Annotated in this window: 14 protein-coding genes; 12 read left to right on the top strand and 2 right to left on the bottom strand. The window is 47.9% G+C overall.

Annotation, left to right across the window (positions count from 1 at the left end; all coding sequences use genetic code 11):
- The first annotated feature begins 16 nt into the window (after positions 1-16).
- From CS562_RS16955 to CS562_RS17005, 11 genes are all read left to right on the top strand, one after another.
- Entirely contained in the window at positions 17-1,477 is a 1,461-nt protein-coding gene (locus CS562_RS16955; protein WP_373561748.1) for a spore germination protein, read from the top strand.
- Positions 1,434-2,681 carry a Ger(x)C family spore germination protein gene (locus tag CS562_RS16960; RefSeq protein ID WP_083678742.1) on the top strand — a complete coding sequence of 416 codons (1,248 nt, stop codon included), beginning with the start codon at positions 1,434-1,436 and terminating at the stop codon, positions 2,679-2,681. Before CS562_RS16955 ends, CS562_RS16960 begins: the two co-directional genes overlap by 44 nt.
- On the top strand, positions 2,674-2,895 hold the full coding sequence (locus CS562_RS16965) for a hypothetical protein (RefSeq protein ID WP_076287507.1): 222 nt from the start codon (positions 2,674-2,676) through the stop codon (positions 2,893-2,895). The genes CS562_RS16960 and CS562_RS16965 overlap by 8 nt, the downstream gene beginning before the upstream one ends.
- Positions 2,896-2,940: 45 nt before the next feature.
- Positions 2,941-4,146 carry a GerAB/ArcD/ProY family transporter gene (locus tag CS562_RS16970; protein ID WP_076287508.1) on the top strand — a complete coding sequence of 402 codons (1,206 nt, stop codon included), beginning with the start codon at positions 2,941-2,943 and terminating at the stop codon, positions 4,144-4,146.
- Positions 4,147-4,275: 129 nt separating this feature from the next.
- A complete protein-coding gene (locus tag CS562_RS16975; RefSeq protein ID WP_076287509.1) occupies positions 4,276-5,112 on the top strand; it encodes a uroporphyrinogen-III synthase in 837 nt (278 codons plus the stop codon).
- Positions 5,113-5,386: 274 nt separating this feature from the next.
- The gene (locus CS562_RS16980) at positions 5,387-6,109 is read left to right on the top strand and encodes an SDR family oxidoreductase (RefSeq protein WP_256716713.1); all 723 of its coding nucleotides are present in this window, start codon (positions 5,387-5,389) and stop codon (positions 6,107-6,109) included.
- Between the two features lie 35 nt (positions 6,110-6,144).
- Complete coding sequence (locus CS562_RS16985) at positions 6,145-6,783, top strand: ThuA domain-containing protein (protein ID WP_099857399.1); 639 nt, start codon at positions 6,145-6,147, stop codon at positions 6,781-6,783.
- 72 nt (positions 6,784-6,855) lie between these two features.
- Positions 6,856-7,233 carry a phasin family protein gene (locus CS562_RS16990; RefSeq protein ID WP_053782782.1) on the top strand — a complete coding sequence of 126 codons (378 nt, stop codon included), beginning with the start codon at positions 6,856-6,858 and terminating at the stop codon, positions 7,231-7,233.
- Complete coding sequence (locus CS562_RS16995; RefSeq protein WP_076287511.1) at positions 7,234-8,904, top strand: ABC1 kinase family protein; 1,671 nt, start codon at positions 7,234-7,236, stop codon at positions 8,902-8,904.
- A gap of 749 nt (positions 8,905-9,653) precedes the next feature.
- The gene (locus tag CS562_RS17000) at positions 9,654-11,105 is read left to right on the top strand and encodes a SulP family inorganic anion transporter (RefSeq protein WP_099857401.1); all 1,452 of its coding nucleotides are present in this window, start codon (positions 9,654-9,656) and stop codon (positions 11,103-11,105) included.
- 566 nt (positions 11,106-11,671) lie between these two features.
- Positions 11,672-13,228: a DEAD/DEAH box helicase gene (locus CS562_RS17005; protein ID WP_099857403.1), complete on the top strand. Its 1,557-nt coding sequence runs from the start codon at positions 11,672-11,674 to the stop codon at positions 13,226-13,228.
- A gap of 236 nt (positions 13,229-13,464) precedes the next feature.
- On the opposite strand, the gene CS562_RS17010 is transcribed toward CS562_RS17005, so the two are convergent.
- Entirely contained in the window at positions 13,465-14,397 is a 933-nt protein-coding gene (locus CS562_RS17010) for a hypothetical protein (protein ID WP_099857405.1), read from the bottom strand.
- A 2-nt stretch (positions 14,398-14,399) separates the two neighbouring features.
- Complete coding sequence (locus CS562_RS32985; RefSeq protein ID WP_180287164.1) at positions 14,400-14,543, bottom strand: hypothetical protein; 144 nt, start codon at positions 14,541-14,543, stop codon at positions 14,400-14,402.
- A gap of 287 nt (positions 14,544-14,830) precedes the next feature.
- Here CS562_RS32985 and CS562_RS17015 point away from each other — a divergent pair, with 287 nt between their 5' ends.
- Complete coding sequence (locus CS562_RS17015; RefSeq protein ID WP_099857407.1) at positions 14,831-16,624, top strand: vWA domain-containing protein; 1,794 nt, start codon at positions 14,831-14,833, stop codon at positions 16,622-16,624.
- Positions 16,625-16,707: the final 83 nt, after the last annotated feature.

The raw sequence follows: 16,707 nt of genomic DNA on the forward strand, positions 1-16,707 counted from the left end.
TTCACATGAAAGCCATATGTTGGCACTGGAAGACATTTTCTCGGATTGCTCGGATGTGGTCTTCCGCAATGTCAAGATTTCATCTGAAGTGGAAGGACTGCTTGTATACATCGAAGGCATCGTGAATTCGACGGACATTCAGGATCATATGCTTCGGCCTCTCATTCGGGGTCTGATCGAGCAACGTACTGATGAACCTGCGGCTCCTCTGGATGATACACGAATTGCTCTGACGCAGGTGAAGAAAGTGGATACCTGGGCAGACGCAGCGGAGGGTGTGCTGGAATCCTCTGCACTGCTGTTGATCAACGGAAGCAAAGAGGCTTGGCTATTTAACGTTAAGGGCGGTGTAAGGCGCGGTGTCGAGGAACCCCAGACCGAGTCGGTTATCCGAGGACCACGCGAAGGCTTCACCGAGACATTGCGGGTGAACACAGCTTTACTTCGTTTCAAGCTGAAAACACCTGCACTTAAGATGTTAAGCATGACGATTGGAACTGAGACCAAAACCAATGTCGTACTGACCTACATCAGCGATATTGCTGATCCCAAGCTGATTAAGGATGTCAAAAAACGACTCAACAAGATCAAGATCGATGGGATTCTTGAGTCCGGTTATATTGAGGAATTGATAGAAGATCATCCGTATTCCCCTTTTCCGCAGATGCATTATACCGAACGTCCGGATACAGTGGCGGGCAACTTGCTGGAAGGACGATTTGCCATTTTTGTGGATGGTAGTCCGTTTGTCCTTATTGCCCCAGTAACCATGTGGCAGATGCTTCAGGCGAGTGAGGATTATTACGAACGGTTCTTTATCAGCAATCTGGTGCGGTGGATTCGGTTTTTGTTTGTAGCTATCGCTCTATTTCTGCCTGCACTCTATATCGCCATTACAACCTTCCATCAGGATATGTTGCCTACCACGCTGATTCTGAGTATTGCCGGGGCAAGGGAGGCCATTCCATTCCCTGCACTGGTTGAAGCCCTCATTATGGAGCTATCATTCGAGGCTTTGCGAGAAGCGGGGGTCAGGTTACCCAAAACGGTAGGTCAGGCCGTCAGTATTTTGGGGGCACTTGTGATTGGACAAGCAGCAGTTCAGGCGGGGATCGTGTCGGCGCCCATGGTTATCATTGTATCGATGACAGGGATCGCGTCGTTCACCATCCCACGTTTTAACTTTGCCATTACGGTTCGGTTGCTGCGTTTTCCCATCATGTTGCTTGCCGGTGCGCTTGGCTTATATGGCATTGTAATCGGACTGGTGCTGATCTCGGTACATCTAACACAAATGACCTCTTTTGGAGTACCTTATCTGTCAGGTCTCAGCCCCTATAGCAAGACGGATACCAAGGATATTGTTATTCGTACACCATGGTGGAAGATGATCAATCGTCCTTCAACGGTTCATCGTGACCAGCAGCGGATGAATGAAAAGATCAACGGTTCGCCTGAAGCAGAAGAAGGGTGGTGAGCACATGGTTCTCATCCGTAAACGACGGGCGGTAGCCATACTGCTCCTATGTACTATTTTCATATCAGGTTGCTGGGATCGGAAGGAGATTAATGATATCGCTTTTGTCATTGGTCTCGCTATCGACAAGGAAGAGGATAATTTCAGAACCAGTCTGCAAATTGCCCTTCCCGGCCAGTCCGGTTCCTCTGGAAGTGAAGGCGGTGGTGGGGGCACAAGTGGCGACAAATCGTGGTTCATGTTATCCACTACAGCCAAAACCTTGCGCGGGACTTCAATTGAAGGCCAAAAGGCACTTTCCCGTGAGCTTTATTATGCACATCGACGTACCATGCTGATCGGAGAAGAGCTTGCACGTGAAGGTGTTGCTCCCATGCTGGACTTACTTACACGTTACCCGCTTAACCGACTCTCTGCGCTACCGATTGTTACCAAAGGATCTGCGTACAAAGTGCTGGATACCGATGCGCCAATTGAAAAATTCCCTTCTGAAATGGTACGCGAACTGTGTTTCCTGAATATGCGCAGACCACGTTCACTCAAGACATTTACGGATGCGATTCTTTCCGAAGGAGTAGATCCATTTCTACCGGTGGCTTCGACTGCTGACAATGTGCCGAGTAACTGGAAGGACGTTAAGACGAACATTAAGTTAGATGGGATCGCAATTTTCAAGAAGGACAAACTGGTAGGCATGATAGAGAAAGCTCCCGCTGATGCGCTTATTTTAGCCATGGGCGAAGCCAATGAGCCGGAAGTGATGGTAAAGGCTCCGCGTGGAAAAGGTGATGTGTTCATTAAATTAAACGAGAATAACTCCTCCTTGCATCCTCATGTTGAAAACGGGAAAGTCACGGTGACGATCGAGTTGTATGCGAAGGGAGTCATGGTAGATAACGAATCCAATTATGGTGATTTGCGAGACCAGGAGATGCAGAGCCTTACTCAGGCCCTTCACCAGAAAATTGAAGATGACATTAAGGAAGGGATCAGGCTGATTCAAAAACAATATCCTGCGGATATCTTGGGTCTGGGTCGTTCCATTCATCAGCAACTTCCTCGGGAATGGAAAAAAATGAGGGATCGGTGGGATGATATCTATCCGGATGTAAAGGTAATTATTGAACCACACATCATAATTGAAAATGTAGGGGTTATCAATAAACCGATTGGATTACAAGAGGAGGATATTGTCCATGATTAAGCCGCTGTTGTTCACTTATTTGGGTATGGTTATTGCCGTAATCATCATGGACTTCAAACATGTGAGGCAGGCAGCGGCCATTAATCGGTGGTTATCCTACGGAATAATCGCCATCAGCGCCGGGATTTGGTTCTATGTGACTAATTTGAGCAAAACCGTCTTTATTTCTGCTTGGCTAACCCAGTTAATTCAACGTTGGCTACCGTTACCTTAGGCTTTTCAACGAATTTTGAAGCATAAGACAGAAAGGAGGTATTCCATGAATCAAAAAGTGACCAGTCGTCAGTTGGTGCTGCTCATCATGCTGCTCGGAACTACAGGCACGTTGATGCAACCCCATGCACAAGCCATTTTTTATGCTGAACAGCACGCCTATTTATCTTATATCCCTGTGTTTCTTGTCATGGTGGCATCACTATGGATGTTAAGCCGTGTTCAGCGACGGTTCCCCGATCGGGATCTGTTTGAATCTCTAGTGGAGCGTTTCCCCTTTTTGGGTCGTGTGACAGGTCTGTTGTATATCCTGTTTTTTCTCTTTATATTTGCCCGTGATATCCGACTAATCGGTGACTATGTAAGTATTACCTTACTGGAGACGACCCCGATTTCCATCATTGTATTGAGCCTCTTGGTTATGGTTGTTTTTATCGTGAGGGGAGGGTTGGGGTCCTTAATAGGGATGTCCGAGCTCTATGTTACGTTGTTTGTGCTGAATTCATTGATTTTGCCGTTTATGCTCATTCAGCAAATAAACATGGATAATCTTATGCCCTATTTTGACATCGATGTTACTGGTGTTGGCAGGGGAAGCTGGTACATATTTTCTTTTTTTGGTGAGATGATTGCCATCCCCTTTGTAATTAAAGGCAGTGATTTTCGATTCAAATCGGTTATGTGGGGGATTACGATCACAGCACTGATCATGATGCTGATTGTCATCGAAACCATCTTGGCGGTGGGAGTACCCATTGCATCCAGACTGGTTTATCCTTCCTATGAGCTTGCAAGGCAACTGCAAATTAGTGATTTCCTTGATCGATTTGACCTTGCACTAGCAGCCGTAACGCTGCCTACGTTAATTACAAAGATCGCATTTGATCTGTATTTTGTCTGTTGGGGACTGAAACGAATGATTCCGAAGGTCTCGGGAAAAGTCATGACAGGGCCAGTTGCTTTGATCGGATTTGTCTGTGCCTTCTGGTTTTTCAAAAACGCTGTTCAGCTCTTCCGCTTTACACGTGAATGGACATGGATAGGGATTGTGTTCGAGGTGCTATTTCCCATCATACTCTTCGTGTTTCTTCGTCCTCGCAAAAAAGGTGCGAATGATCGACGGACAACAGATAACCAGAAACAAAAGCAGCAACCAAAAGAGGACAAACAAGGGAAAACATCACAGGACAGAGAGAATTCCGACGGGGACAAACATGAAGGACTTCAGGGTGGAGAACTACAGCCTTCCTGATATATCCCATCAAAAATCGTTATAGATGAACCACTGAAAAGAGGGGAAACTCGGTTTCCCTCCATAGAAGTACCCTGTATACTGTAGTCAGACTGATGACATTCGGCTGAATTAACGGGGGGAACATGGATGGCTCAACATTTGGCAGGTATACGCGTAGCATTGACAGGACCACGAAAATCCAAAGAGATGTCCTTGCTGGTTGAGAAAATGGGCGGGATTCCACTAGTTCGACCTGCACAGGGAACTGTTTTTCTGGACGATCGTAATATTCGGGATGGTCTCGTATCCTGGATATCCGACCCGCCAGACTGGACGGTATTAACCACGGGTATGGGATTGGACGCTATTTTTGATATGGCTGAGGATATGGAGATTGCTGATCAATTGCTGGACGTTTTATCGGAATCTTTGATTGCAGCAAGAGGGTACAAAACAGTCAATGCACTCCGAAAACGTAAACTGACCCCGCTCGTGCGGGATGATGATGGTAGCACAGACGGGCTGATTCGTGAATTTGCGCCTCATGAACTTAAGGGACAGAAGGTCATGTTGCAACTGCACGGGGAAACCGCGCCCAAGTTGGTCGGTTGGCTGGAGGAACAAGGAGCTCAAGTACGTCAGGTGCTTCCTTATCGTCACGTCCCACCCGAAGAGGGTGAACTGGAACAGTTGTTGAATGAGATTTTGCGGCATGAGGTTGATGCTGTCGCGTTTACAAGTGGACCGCAAGTACGTTTTTTGGTTGAGTATGCGGCATCAAAGGGCAAACTCGAATCCATGCAGGAAGCCTTCCGCCAAGGCGTGGTGCCTGCTTCGGTGGGCAGGGTTACGGCAAACGCGATGCGTGAAGAAGGGATTGAGGCGCTCGTAGTTCCGGAGGATGAGAAGATGGGAGCACTAATCGTTGAGTTGGGGCGTTATTACGCTGCCCAATCTGCGGACAAGGCTCATCTTCTGCAGTAACATGTGATCCCGTCTGGACTCATATGGATGCGTTGAATAAAACGCATTTAAGATGCCTCGTTGTTCCCGGTTCTGATCCGCTATACGGGTCAGAACTTTTTTTGTTTTTGTCTCTGTGACCGGTTCACTTTCTATAAGCTGAACGACTCTGATTCAAGGGAATCGACCTGAGACTTTGGTCGTGAAGTTAGTTGTACCCATTCATAATTAAAGGTTTTTGGATAATAATGTGGAATGAATTAAAGACAGATTAAGCTTGTGAGGGAGGGACAGCATGATGAAAACCGTATGTGTAACCGGGGCGGCCCGGGGACTGGGGTTGGCTCTGACGGCACAAATGCTGAAGAGAGGTTATATCGTTTATGCGGCAGGGTTGGACATGGAAGAGTCCCAAGGGATTCGTACTTTGACGGATGCCTACCCAAAACATTTACGCGTCATTGAACTGGATATTGCGGATGATCTGTCCGTAGCTTTGTTCACGGAGACACTTAAGCTGGATACTGAGCATTTGGATATGCTTATCAATAATGCGGCTATACTAGGAAGTATTACGGATCATATCCGCGGACCGTTAAATATGGCGGAGATGGCAGAAGTATTCAACGTAAATACCTTGGGGACATTGCGTGTGACTCATGCCCTATTGCCCCTCCTTCTGCAAGGGACTAACAAGCTGATTGTCGATATATCTTCGGAGGCAGGCAGTATTGAACAGTGCAGCCGGGATGGATGGTTTGCCTATTGTATGTCCAAATCTGCGTTAAACATGCAGGCTCGCCTTGTGCACAATGGTCTGAAGAATGAGGGTGGGCAAGTGATGCTGATACATCCCGGCTGGGTACAGAGTTATATGAGCGGGGAATTGAATACCGATGCAGACCTCACACCAGATCAATCGGCTCAATATATCACAGCACTCATCGATCGCCATAAAGAGTTCATGGGAGATCAGCCTGCGTATGTAGATTACAAGGGGGATACCCTTCCTTGGTAATTCTGTTATAGGTAATTTGAAAGGAGTTTTTATTGATGGATCATCGTAAAAAAGCGTTGTTACTTGGTGATTATACTCATCCGGACTGGCATCCGCTGCAAGGTGTGGATGCGGAAATTAGTCGGATTTTTCACGATACTATGACTGTGCAGTGCAGTGAGAATCGCAACATGCTGCTGCAAGAAAATATAACCGGATTTGATGTGTGTATCTGTTACATGGATGATTGGAAGGGAAAAGTCTCTCCACAGCAGACAGCAGGCTTATTGTCCTATGTTAGTAATGGAGGTGGACTGGTCATTATACATAACGGAATTTCGCTCCAAAATCGTTATGAGCTGAAGCAGATGATCGGTGCCAAATTCCTGCATCATCCACCTTATGCCCCGTTGGAGTTCACAGTAACGGGAGAGAGCCATCCAGTGACGGAAGGCATTTCGGGATTTACGATGGAGGAAGAGCCTTATCAGTTCGAGTTCGGTTCATTTGCAGAAACGAAAGTTCTGCTGGAGTATCAATCCGAAGAAGGGCCGAAACCTGCAGCATGGGCGCATAGATATGGTCTTGGACGCATTGTTTACCTTATGCCAGGACATCATGTACCATCTTTTGCCCATGAAACCTATCGTCAGTTAATTCTGCAGGCAGGAAAATGGGCTGCGCGTTACGTATAGCCGGACCGTTTCTTTTGTGAGCAGCTGATTAGGGTTATACTATAGAGATCAACGAAGAGGAGGATGACAAGAATGAGCGATTTGTTCAAAAAGGCAATCTCGTTAGGGCTCGGTCTTACTGTTGTAAGCAAGGAGAAAATTGAGAAAACCGTGGATGATCTGGTCAAGCGCGGGGAACTGGCGCCTGGTGAATCCAAAGCATTGGTTGAACGCCTGATGGAACGGGGCGATGAAGAGCAGGGCCAGTTCAAAAGAATGATTCACGAACAGGTCAAGCGCGTCCTTCAGGAAGTGGGCGTTCCATCCGAGAGTGATGTAACCAGTTTGGAACAGCGTGTTGCCGTGCTTGAGAAAAAGCTTGCGGAACTGGGTCACACACCACAGCTTCAACCTGATGTATCCCCAGCTCCACTTGAAGTTCCTCCTCTCAAAGGAAACGAGATCGAGTAGATGGCTGTGCGAATCAAACATGTCGGCAGATACCGGGAAATTGCCATGGCGCTGGTGCGTCATGGCTTCGGTTATATGGTCGAGGAGCTGGGTTTGTTCCAGTTGCTGGCCATACCACGGCGGTGGATGTCGCGTGAAGCCCACACCACCAAGACATTGAGTGAACGCATACGACTCGTGCTGCAGGAGCTGGGGCCAGCTTTCGTTAAGCTGGGGCAACTGGCAAGCACAAGGGCAGACTTGTTGCCTGAGTCTGTGATCCGGGAATTGGTGAAGCTGCAGGATCAGGTCCCGCCGTTTTCCTCGGAGACGGCACGGGGTATTTTGGAACAGGAATTGGATACACCGCTGGAGGAGATCTTTTCCCGGTTCGAGGATACCCCTGTGGCTGCGGCTAGTATTGGACAGGTGCATCTGGGTAAACTCCGAAGCGGTGAGGCCGTAGCTATTAAGATTCAGCGGCCCGGCATATCGCGTATCGTTCAGCGTGATCTGGATATTTTACGAGAATTGACAGCGATGGCGGAGAAACGCTGGGATTGGGTGAAGCAATATCAGATCCCCCAAATGGTAGAAGAGTACGCCCAGGCACTGATGGCTGAGCTGGATTATACCGTCGAGGGCCGTAATACGGAAAAGATTGCACAGCAATATCAGCAGGAAAACAAAGTGAAAATACCAGTGATCTATTGGGATCAAACTTCTTCTCGTGTGCTCACGATGGAGTACATCGAAGGCATCAAGCTCAATGACCGTGATGAGTTGATTAAACGTGGGCATGATCTCAATAACATTGCTCAGCGACTGGTAGATTCGTTGTTGAATCAGATTTTCATTCATGGGTTCTTTCATGCCGATCCACATCCGGGCAATCTGATGGTTCTGAAGGATGGCAGGCTTGCCTTTATCGACTTTGGCATGGTAGGCAGTCTGAGTGATGAGATGAAGCAGCACCTGGCTTCGCTGATTATTGGTTTGATGCGCAAAGATACGGATAGCATGATTCGGGCGATTGAGAAGCTGGGCATGATGCCGGATGATATGGATCTGCGAGGGCTTCATAGCGATCTGGACAAGCTGCGCAGCAAATACTACGATATTCCCTTTTCCAAAATCAGCGTGGGTCAAGCATTGAATGATCTGTTCGGCGTGGCTCAGCGTCATCGGGTTGTGATGCCTGCCGACATTCTGCTGTTAGGGAAATCACTGCTCACGATGGAAGGTGTTATCGAACATCTTGATCCTTCCTTGAGTATCGTGGATATGGCAGAACCCTTTGGTCGAAAACTGATCAAGGAACGCTTCAATCCTGGGCGGATCAAGAATCGTCTGTTCCGCAGTGCTGCGGATATGGCCGAAAGTGTCATGGGTCTGCCTGGGCAGTTAAGGCAATTGTCTTCCATTATTAGCAAAGGTAAGTTGAGACTGGAGATCAGTGTCCCTGAACTGGACGCGCTCATGCGCAGAATGGACCAGATCAGTAATCGGCTGTCTTTCAGTATTGTACTGCTCGCATTTTGTATCATTATGGTTGGATTGATCATCGGTTCTTCGATTAGTCACCAGTCAACCATGCTGTGGGATATTCCGGTCATTGAGATCGGTTTTCTGGTAGCTATTCTGATGGTGGCCTTCCTGCTCTATTCGATATTTAAATCGGGGAGATTTTAGTATAACAACAAGACCCGTAAAGAGACTTTTTTAAAAGGATCTTTGCGGGTTATTTTTATTTGTGAAAGGGAGAGGCTTGTTTGAAAAAGATGATCAGTAACTTGATTTCATCGTTTTTAACTGGAATTTTTACATATTACGTAATTGCTCGGACCATAACCATGAATGCCATATTTGTTTGTCTAGCAATTACAGGAATTTTGGCTATGTTTTATCTGGTAAGATATTTATTAAATAAAAACGGTCGGGCTAAAGGATAGAGTCGCAACAGATTTTTATGAGAATAGTTTGTTTAAGAAGAGAGTATGTTGGAGGAAAATAACGCAATATTAAGATAATACGAGATATGCTTCTGTTTTTTTAGTTTATTTGTATTAGTACATATCGCTTACTATGACTATAATAATAGGTCAGTACATTAACGGACCCGGTTTTTCTGAGAGGGGAAAACCTAGAGACATCATGATTGGTTCACGATTTCTCGGAGGCAGGACACCTGAATGTTGGAGTGGAAATAAGAGGTATAAACTGGAACGGATGAGACATGTACGGACATGGTATCGGATGCCTTATCCAATATCATGGTTAATCCAACATGTAATTTAACTTATATAGACGAATTTTTGCGGAGGGTATTCCGCTGTTTTGTGTTGTCTGTTGTAGTTGGTCAGTGACGAACCATTCCATTGCCGTTCAGGTGATAAGAAAAATTTGAGTTTAAATACGTAGGAGGACCGGCAAAGGACGATATGAATACTTTAAAACAACAATGGTTTGGTAACATTCGCGGAGATGTGCTGGCAGGTATTACGGTAGCGCTGGCGCTTATTCCGGAAGCCATTGCCTTCTCGATTATTGCGGGTGTCGATCCGATGGTCGGATTGTACGCTTCAATTACGATTGCCATCGTGATCTCGATTGCAGGCGGAAGACCGGGCATGATTTCGGCAGCAACGGGTGCTATGGCGGTACTGATGGTGGGACTCGTCAAGGATTATGGCGTGGAATATCTGTTTGCCGCTACAATTCTGACAGGTATTATTCAGTTTATTCTGGGGATTTTCAAGGTGGGTCGGTTTATTACATTTGTGCCTCATTCTGTATTGACCGGGTTTGTGAACGCACTGGCGATTCTCATCTTTATGGCTCAGCTTACCCATTTTACGGGCGCGAACTGGATTATGTATGCGATGGTAGCGGGTACGCTGGCGATCATTTATATTTTGCCACGTTTTTTCAAAGGCGTTCCGGCTCCACTGATTGCTATTGTAATCATGACGATCATTACGGCGCTATTAAATCTGGATGTCAAAACGGTAGGGGATATGGGGAATCTCACGAGTACCCTGCCTATGTTCCATCTGCCGAATATCGACTGGTCTCTCAATACGCTAATGATCCTTCTGCCTTATTCGTTCACGATGGCTCTGGTAGGTTTGCTGGAATCTTTGCTGACTGCAACGATTGTGGATGAAATGACCGAGACCAAGAGCAGCAAAAACCGTGAAGTACGTGGTCAGGGGATTGCCAACTTTGTTAATGGCCTTTTCGGCGGCATGGGTGGCTGCGCGATGATTGGACAGTCGGTTATTAATGTGAAATCTGGTGGTCGAGGTCGATTATCCACATTTACGGCTGGCGCTTTTCTGGCCATATTGTTGTTATTGCTTAGCGGTGTGGTGAAAGAGGTGCCAATGGGCGCGCTCGTAGGTGTGATGTTTATGGTGTGCATCGGTACGTTTGACTGGAGTTCCATCAAGAACATTGCGCGTGTGCCACGTGCGGAAGCCTTTGTTATGGTAGTCACAGTTGCTATTGTAGTGTATACCCACGATCTGTCTATTGGTGTAATGGTCGGCGTTGTGCTTAGTGTGCTTCATTTTGGTTGGAAACAGACCAAGATTCGTGTGCAGGCAAATGAGGAGCAGGGGCAGAAGGTGTACCGTGTCCACGGACCATTCTTCTTTGGTTCATCTTCCCGCTTCGTCGATGAGTTCAATGCTGAGGCTGATCCGCAGGAAATCACAATTGATTTTGGTGGCTCACATATTTGGGATAACACGGCGGTTGTTGCCATTGGTAAAGTTAAATTCAAATATGCCAAGCTAGGCAAAACGGTACATCTGCGCGGACTGAACGAGGAAAGCTCTCGTTTGCTTGAAAAAAGTGGATTTGCCACGGTGCAAGGGCACAGTTCGTAATTTAATAGCTATAGCTGAATCCAAATGAGTAACATTGATAGATGATAAAAGGTGCTGTCCTGCAAGTCATGATGGATCATGACAGGGATGGCCCTTTTTTGTTATAGGGTAGCAAAATGCTTAATTAGTTGAGGTCTAAGGCCCCCTACAAGTCCTATTGCCTGTAATTTCAAGCTTCCGATATTCTAACGAACCGTAGGCGATTTATATGCCCGCTATCTGTATTTTTTCGCTAAATCTAGCCGGAATAGCAGGGCTGAAGTTCGTTACAATTCCTTAGAGTGTCATGATTGCGGTATAAGGTCTGTATGATTCGTTAACGCTTTAAACACAACGATCCGGGACATTTGTGGACAAATGCAGGAAAGTAACGCCCGATCCCCTTTTGTTTTGCTTGACTAACGTGTAAACTACAGGGTATGGAGAAGAAGAGCAACGGACCGATTGCTTTTTAAAAAATTCATTTCATAATCATGATTGATATACGGAAAACTAGTCTTGATTGAAGCCAAGTGAAAGCAATTATGAAATGGACTTATCTAAATGAATATACAGAGGTGTAACGATTGGCAAACTTTGAACAACTGGGCATTCGCCCGGAATGGTGCGAGATCCTGAAACATCAGGGTATCGCCGTGCCGACTCCGGTACAGGAGCGTTCGATTCCGGTATTGCTGGGTGGGCGTGATATTATTGCTGAGGCACAAACGGGTACAGGGAAAACGCTGGCTTTTTTGCTGCCGATTATTCAGAAAATTAATGTATCCGACCGCTCGCCGCAAGCACTGATTATTGCCCCTACGCGGGAACTGGCGCTGCAAATTACGGAAGAAGCGAAGAAGCTGACTGCAAACGACGATAAGCTACATGTTCTCGCGGTATATGGCGGACAAGATGTGGACAAACAGCTCCGTAAACTGCAAAACGGTACACAGATCGTGATTGGTACGCCGGGACGTCTCCTGGACCATCTGCGTCGTGGCACGTTGAAGCTGGATAATGTGAAAAAACTGGTGTTGGATGAAGCCGACCAAATGCTGCACATGGGCTTCCTAGATGATGTGGAGACCATCCTTCGTGAACTGCCACACAAACGTCAGACGATGCTGTTCTCGGCAACGATGCCAAAAGGCATTCGTATCCTGGCGAAGAACTATATGAAAGACCCGGAAGATGTGAAGGTATCCTCCAAGTCCGTGATTCCGATCAATCAGATTCGCCAGCAGGTGCTGGAGTGCACGGATCGTGGCAAACTTGAGGCACTTCGCGGCATGATTGATACGTATCGCCCGTACCTGGCGATTGTTTTCTGTCGGACCAAACGCCGTGCCTCCAAGCTGAATGAAGATTTGCGTGAAGCAGGTTATGCGAGCGATGAACTTCATGGGGACCTGTCCCAATCCAAACGTGAGAATGTAATGAAAGCATTCCGTGACGCGAAATTGCAGATCCTCGTTGCTACGGATGTTGCTGCACGCGGACTGGATGTTGAAGGCGTAACGCATGTATTTAACTACGATATGCCGCATGATGCGGAAAGCTATATCCACCGGATCGGCCGTACGGGTCGTGCAGGCGGCACGGGCCTTGCCGTGACATTTGCAACACAACACGACAGACCGGAGCTTGCTCGTATTGAGGAAGGCACCAACCAGAAGCTGTCCCGTATCCAATGGACAAGTGAAGGTCCGGTAGCATCAAATGGAGCCAATAGACGTTCCATCAACAGTCAGGGTGATGAAGAACGTTCTGGCGGACGCTCCGCTGGGACAGGCAGTGCCCGTCGCGGCGCAGGTCGTACCGGCCGCAGCGAAGGCGGACGTGGTGGTCGTGGTGGTTCCCGTGGCGGCGAAGGTGGACGCAGCGGTGGTCGTAGTGGCGGCCGCAGTGGCGACGAGCGCAGCGCAGGCCGTGGTTCCGCGCGCAGCAGCGACAGCAGTCGCGGTGCAGCGAGTCAAGGCGGACGTGGTGCAGGTCGCAGCGGCGATGAGCGCAGCAGCGGCTGGGGCGGCCGTAGCGCCGACAAGCGCAGCTCCGGGCGCAGTGAAGGTTCACGCCGACCGGACTCCGCAGGGCGCGGGCCGGCCAAGAGTGACCGCCGCGATTCTCGTCGCGGGCGGTAAAAACGATAAAACCCATGGCAAGTAGTCTGGAAGGACGCCATATATTTTCCAAATATCAAAACACCTCATCCTAGACCTAAGGATGGGGTGTTTTTTCGTCGAAGCTTATATGATAAAAACTATACAATGTCACGCGTGAATCCAATATGCATGCAGGGGTAAATGAATTTTGGTTCGTCTATATAACAGGGATTGAGTTTGCACTAATTTACATTTCGAGACCATTTACTACAGTTCTACACACGAACATCTGCGTACGAATCCCGATATTTCTCGTTATAGACCCGACCAACCGACTCCGCCAGACCACCGCGTGCCTTACCAGGATACAGCTCCAGAGTTCGATAGAGCCGCATAAACCGATCTTTGGGCATAAAGCGCGCGTAGCGGGTAATAAGACTTGGGAACAACTCAATATATTTACTTTTCCGTACAGCAGCGGCAGCTACAGCTGTCAGAATCTGAATCCCGTTGTGCAACTGCAAAATATTCACTTCGTACGTGGCGATATACCTGATCGCATCTTCACGGACCAATTCGGGCTTCAGCCGTGCGATTTCACCGATATATTCAGCGAGCAGCCGCTCGAAGCTGCGCAGCAGCAGAGGTTTGAGCTGCAGATCCATATCACTGCGCAGTACAAAGGATTGCAGCAGCGCAACCTGCTGCAGACGAATCCGGTCGTTATAGACGAGTGAACCGATTTCCCTGAGCATTTCATAGGCGAGCGCTTCATCCTGCTTGCGCGCTTCTGCGACAAGAGCCCAATTCCGGTTAATGCCTTGGCGAATCGCTTCCTCATCCTGACGCAGCATGCGTTTAAGTTCACGCTGCTGTTCGACTTGGAAGGATCGCTTTTGCATGAAGATCAATCCAGCCAGAAGCAGCAGGGAGACGCTGGCAGCCGCCATCGTTTGGTCTATGGTTTCACCAAAATAGGTAGCAACCGCACCAAGAATTACTGTGATGAACAGGTCGCGTGCGATCCGGCGTTTCACGCGGGAAGAGGCGCGTTCTTCCACTGTGGCAAGGGTGCCGCGCCCACAGGCAGTACAGTGATCCTCCCACAGGCAGGTATACTGGCCGCACCGCTTGCAGACACGCAACTTTTGAAACGCATGCGTTGTTCTTATAAAAGGTCTGATGGATACAACTTGTTTAGTGCTCATGCTCAATCACGCTCGCCATTCAGAATAGTGTAGAGGGTTCGATCGGCATCTTCCCGGGAAACGGGTCTGCGCCGATGAAGCAGGAACGCAATCACCTTTATAATGACAAAAAGAAACAATATGGCGAGGCATCCGTATGTAACCATAATCCGTTCCTTTCTAGGCATAGTTAAAATATGCGTAGTTATAATGTTTACTGATCAAGTCGTTATATTGCAGTTTGCTGGCAATAACTATATCATATTTCCATAGTTGGAACTTTCATGCCAGTTAATGACGTGGATTCGTCGATTTTTGTCAGTCATTACAAAACTGTAACTGAAGATAGGGGTGCTTTTCAGAATTTATTAGTAGACTGTTAAGATTTCCTTAAGGCTTGACGCCTATAATAAACTATTCCCATTTTAATCTCAAACGTGAAGGAGTACACCCAATGCTGCGGACAAGCAAAATACGCTGGCTCAGCGGAACTCTGGTTCTGCTGGCATTTCTAACGCTGCTGCTACCTCAGGCGTTGCTGCCACATGCTGCAGCGGCTCAGGCACAGACAAGCGGAATCGATGCGGTACTTGTAGCCGATGTAAGTAATTCAATGAATACAAGTGACCGTGACAAGATCAGCAATGAAGCCATGAAAATGTTTATTGATATGCTGCCGGTCCAGGGGGACAAGGTAGGGATTGTCGCTTACACCGATCAGGTGGAGCGGGAAAAGGCATTGCTGGAGATTCAGTCCGATGCGGACAAGAGCAGCCTGAAAGATTTTATTGATCAGCTCGGCCGAGGTCCATATACCGATATCTCTGTTGGGGTGGCTGAAGCAGTGAATGTGCTGAACCATGGAGCAGACGCGACTCACTCACCAATGATCGTGCTGCTGGCTGACGGCAACAACGATTTTAACAAAACGAAAGGTCGCACCCAGTCTCAATCCGATGCGGATCTGGCAAAAGCCGTCAAGGAAGCACAGGATCAGGGGATTCCCGTCTATACGATTGGACTGAACGCAGACGGCAAACTGAACAAGGACGCACTTGCAGATCTGGCTCAGCAGACCGGAGGCAAGTCTTTTATCACAGATACACCGGATGATCTGCCACAAATTCTGAGTGAGATTTTCGCCGATCATGCCAAACTGAATGTCGTGAAGCTGCCCTCCATTACAGGAAACGGCAGTTATCAGGAAGTTACCGTGAACGTACCGAATGACAGTGTACTTGAAGCCAACATCTCAATTATGTCTTCAAAACAAGTCCAGATTGAATTAACCGATCCTTCAGGCAAGGCCGTAGATCTGAACTCTGACGTAGCCAAGCTTTCGACTTCGAAGAGTTATTCCTTGGTGAAGCTGCTCAAACCTCAGGAAGGCGACTGGAAACTTCGGGTAAAAGGGGCTCCGAAAGACAGCATCGATATCAACCTGTTGTTCAACTATGATCTCCAGCTCGTTGTGGACCCAATTAAGACCAAGTCCTATACGAAGGGCGACAAAGTGGATCTGACCGCCAAGCTGGAGAATGGAGGACAGCCTCTACAGGATAATGATCTGTATGCCGATATGAAGGCGACATTGGTCGTAAACGATCAGGATACAGGCAAAAGCACAGAGCAGCCGCTCGAAAACACGGGCTCCGGGTTCGCCGGAACGTTCGAAGTGCCGGACAACCATAACTACGAGCTTGTTATCCGTGCAGAAGAAGACAGCTTCTACCGGGAAAGTGCTCCAATTACGATCAATGCGGGCGGAGCAGCCGGTAGCGGAACTCAGCCAACGACTCCTGCGGGCGATCAGGACAAGCCGTTTCCATGGATGCCTGTTATTTTGGGCGTGATCGCCTTGATCGTGGTAGCTGTGGGTGTATGGTTCCTGTTAGGCTGGTTGAAACGCAAAAACCGTGGATTTGTCGGACAGATGGTTGTCGAAATTCGCGATGAGAATACCGGGGACAAGTCGTACCCGCAATATAAAAAGCTGGCATCCTTCCGGGGCAGATTCCATCTGCACCAGCTGTTACAGCTGGACCCTGAATTGAAGGAAACCGAGAAATATGTATTTACGCCCAGCAATGGGGATCGAATTATAATCCGCAACACCGCAGGCGGAACGCTGGAGAAATCCGGCCGTGCCGTTGATGCAAGCTCAGGCGTTGAACTGAAGAACGGTGACCGACTGAGCATCCCGCTGCAACAGGCGGATAAGACCATTTTAATTGAGTATCTGGTGTGAAGAATTATGGCCTAAGTGAATGTAAGCTATATAATTTGATCTAACCATTTACACAAGAACGTAGAGGACAGAAATAACCTGAA

It is taken from the genome of Paenibacillus sp. LK1 (genome assembly GCF_002750415.1).
GTDB lineage: Bacteria > Bacillota > Bacilli > Paenibacillales > Paenibacillaceae > Paenibacillus > Paenibacillus taichungensis.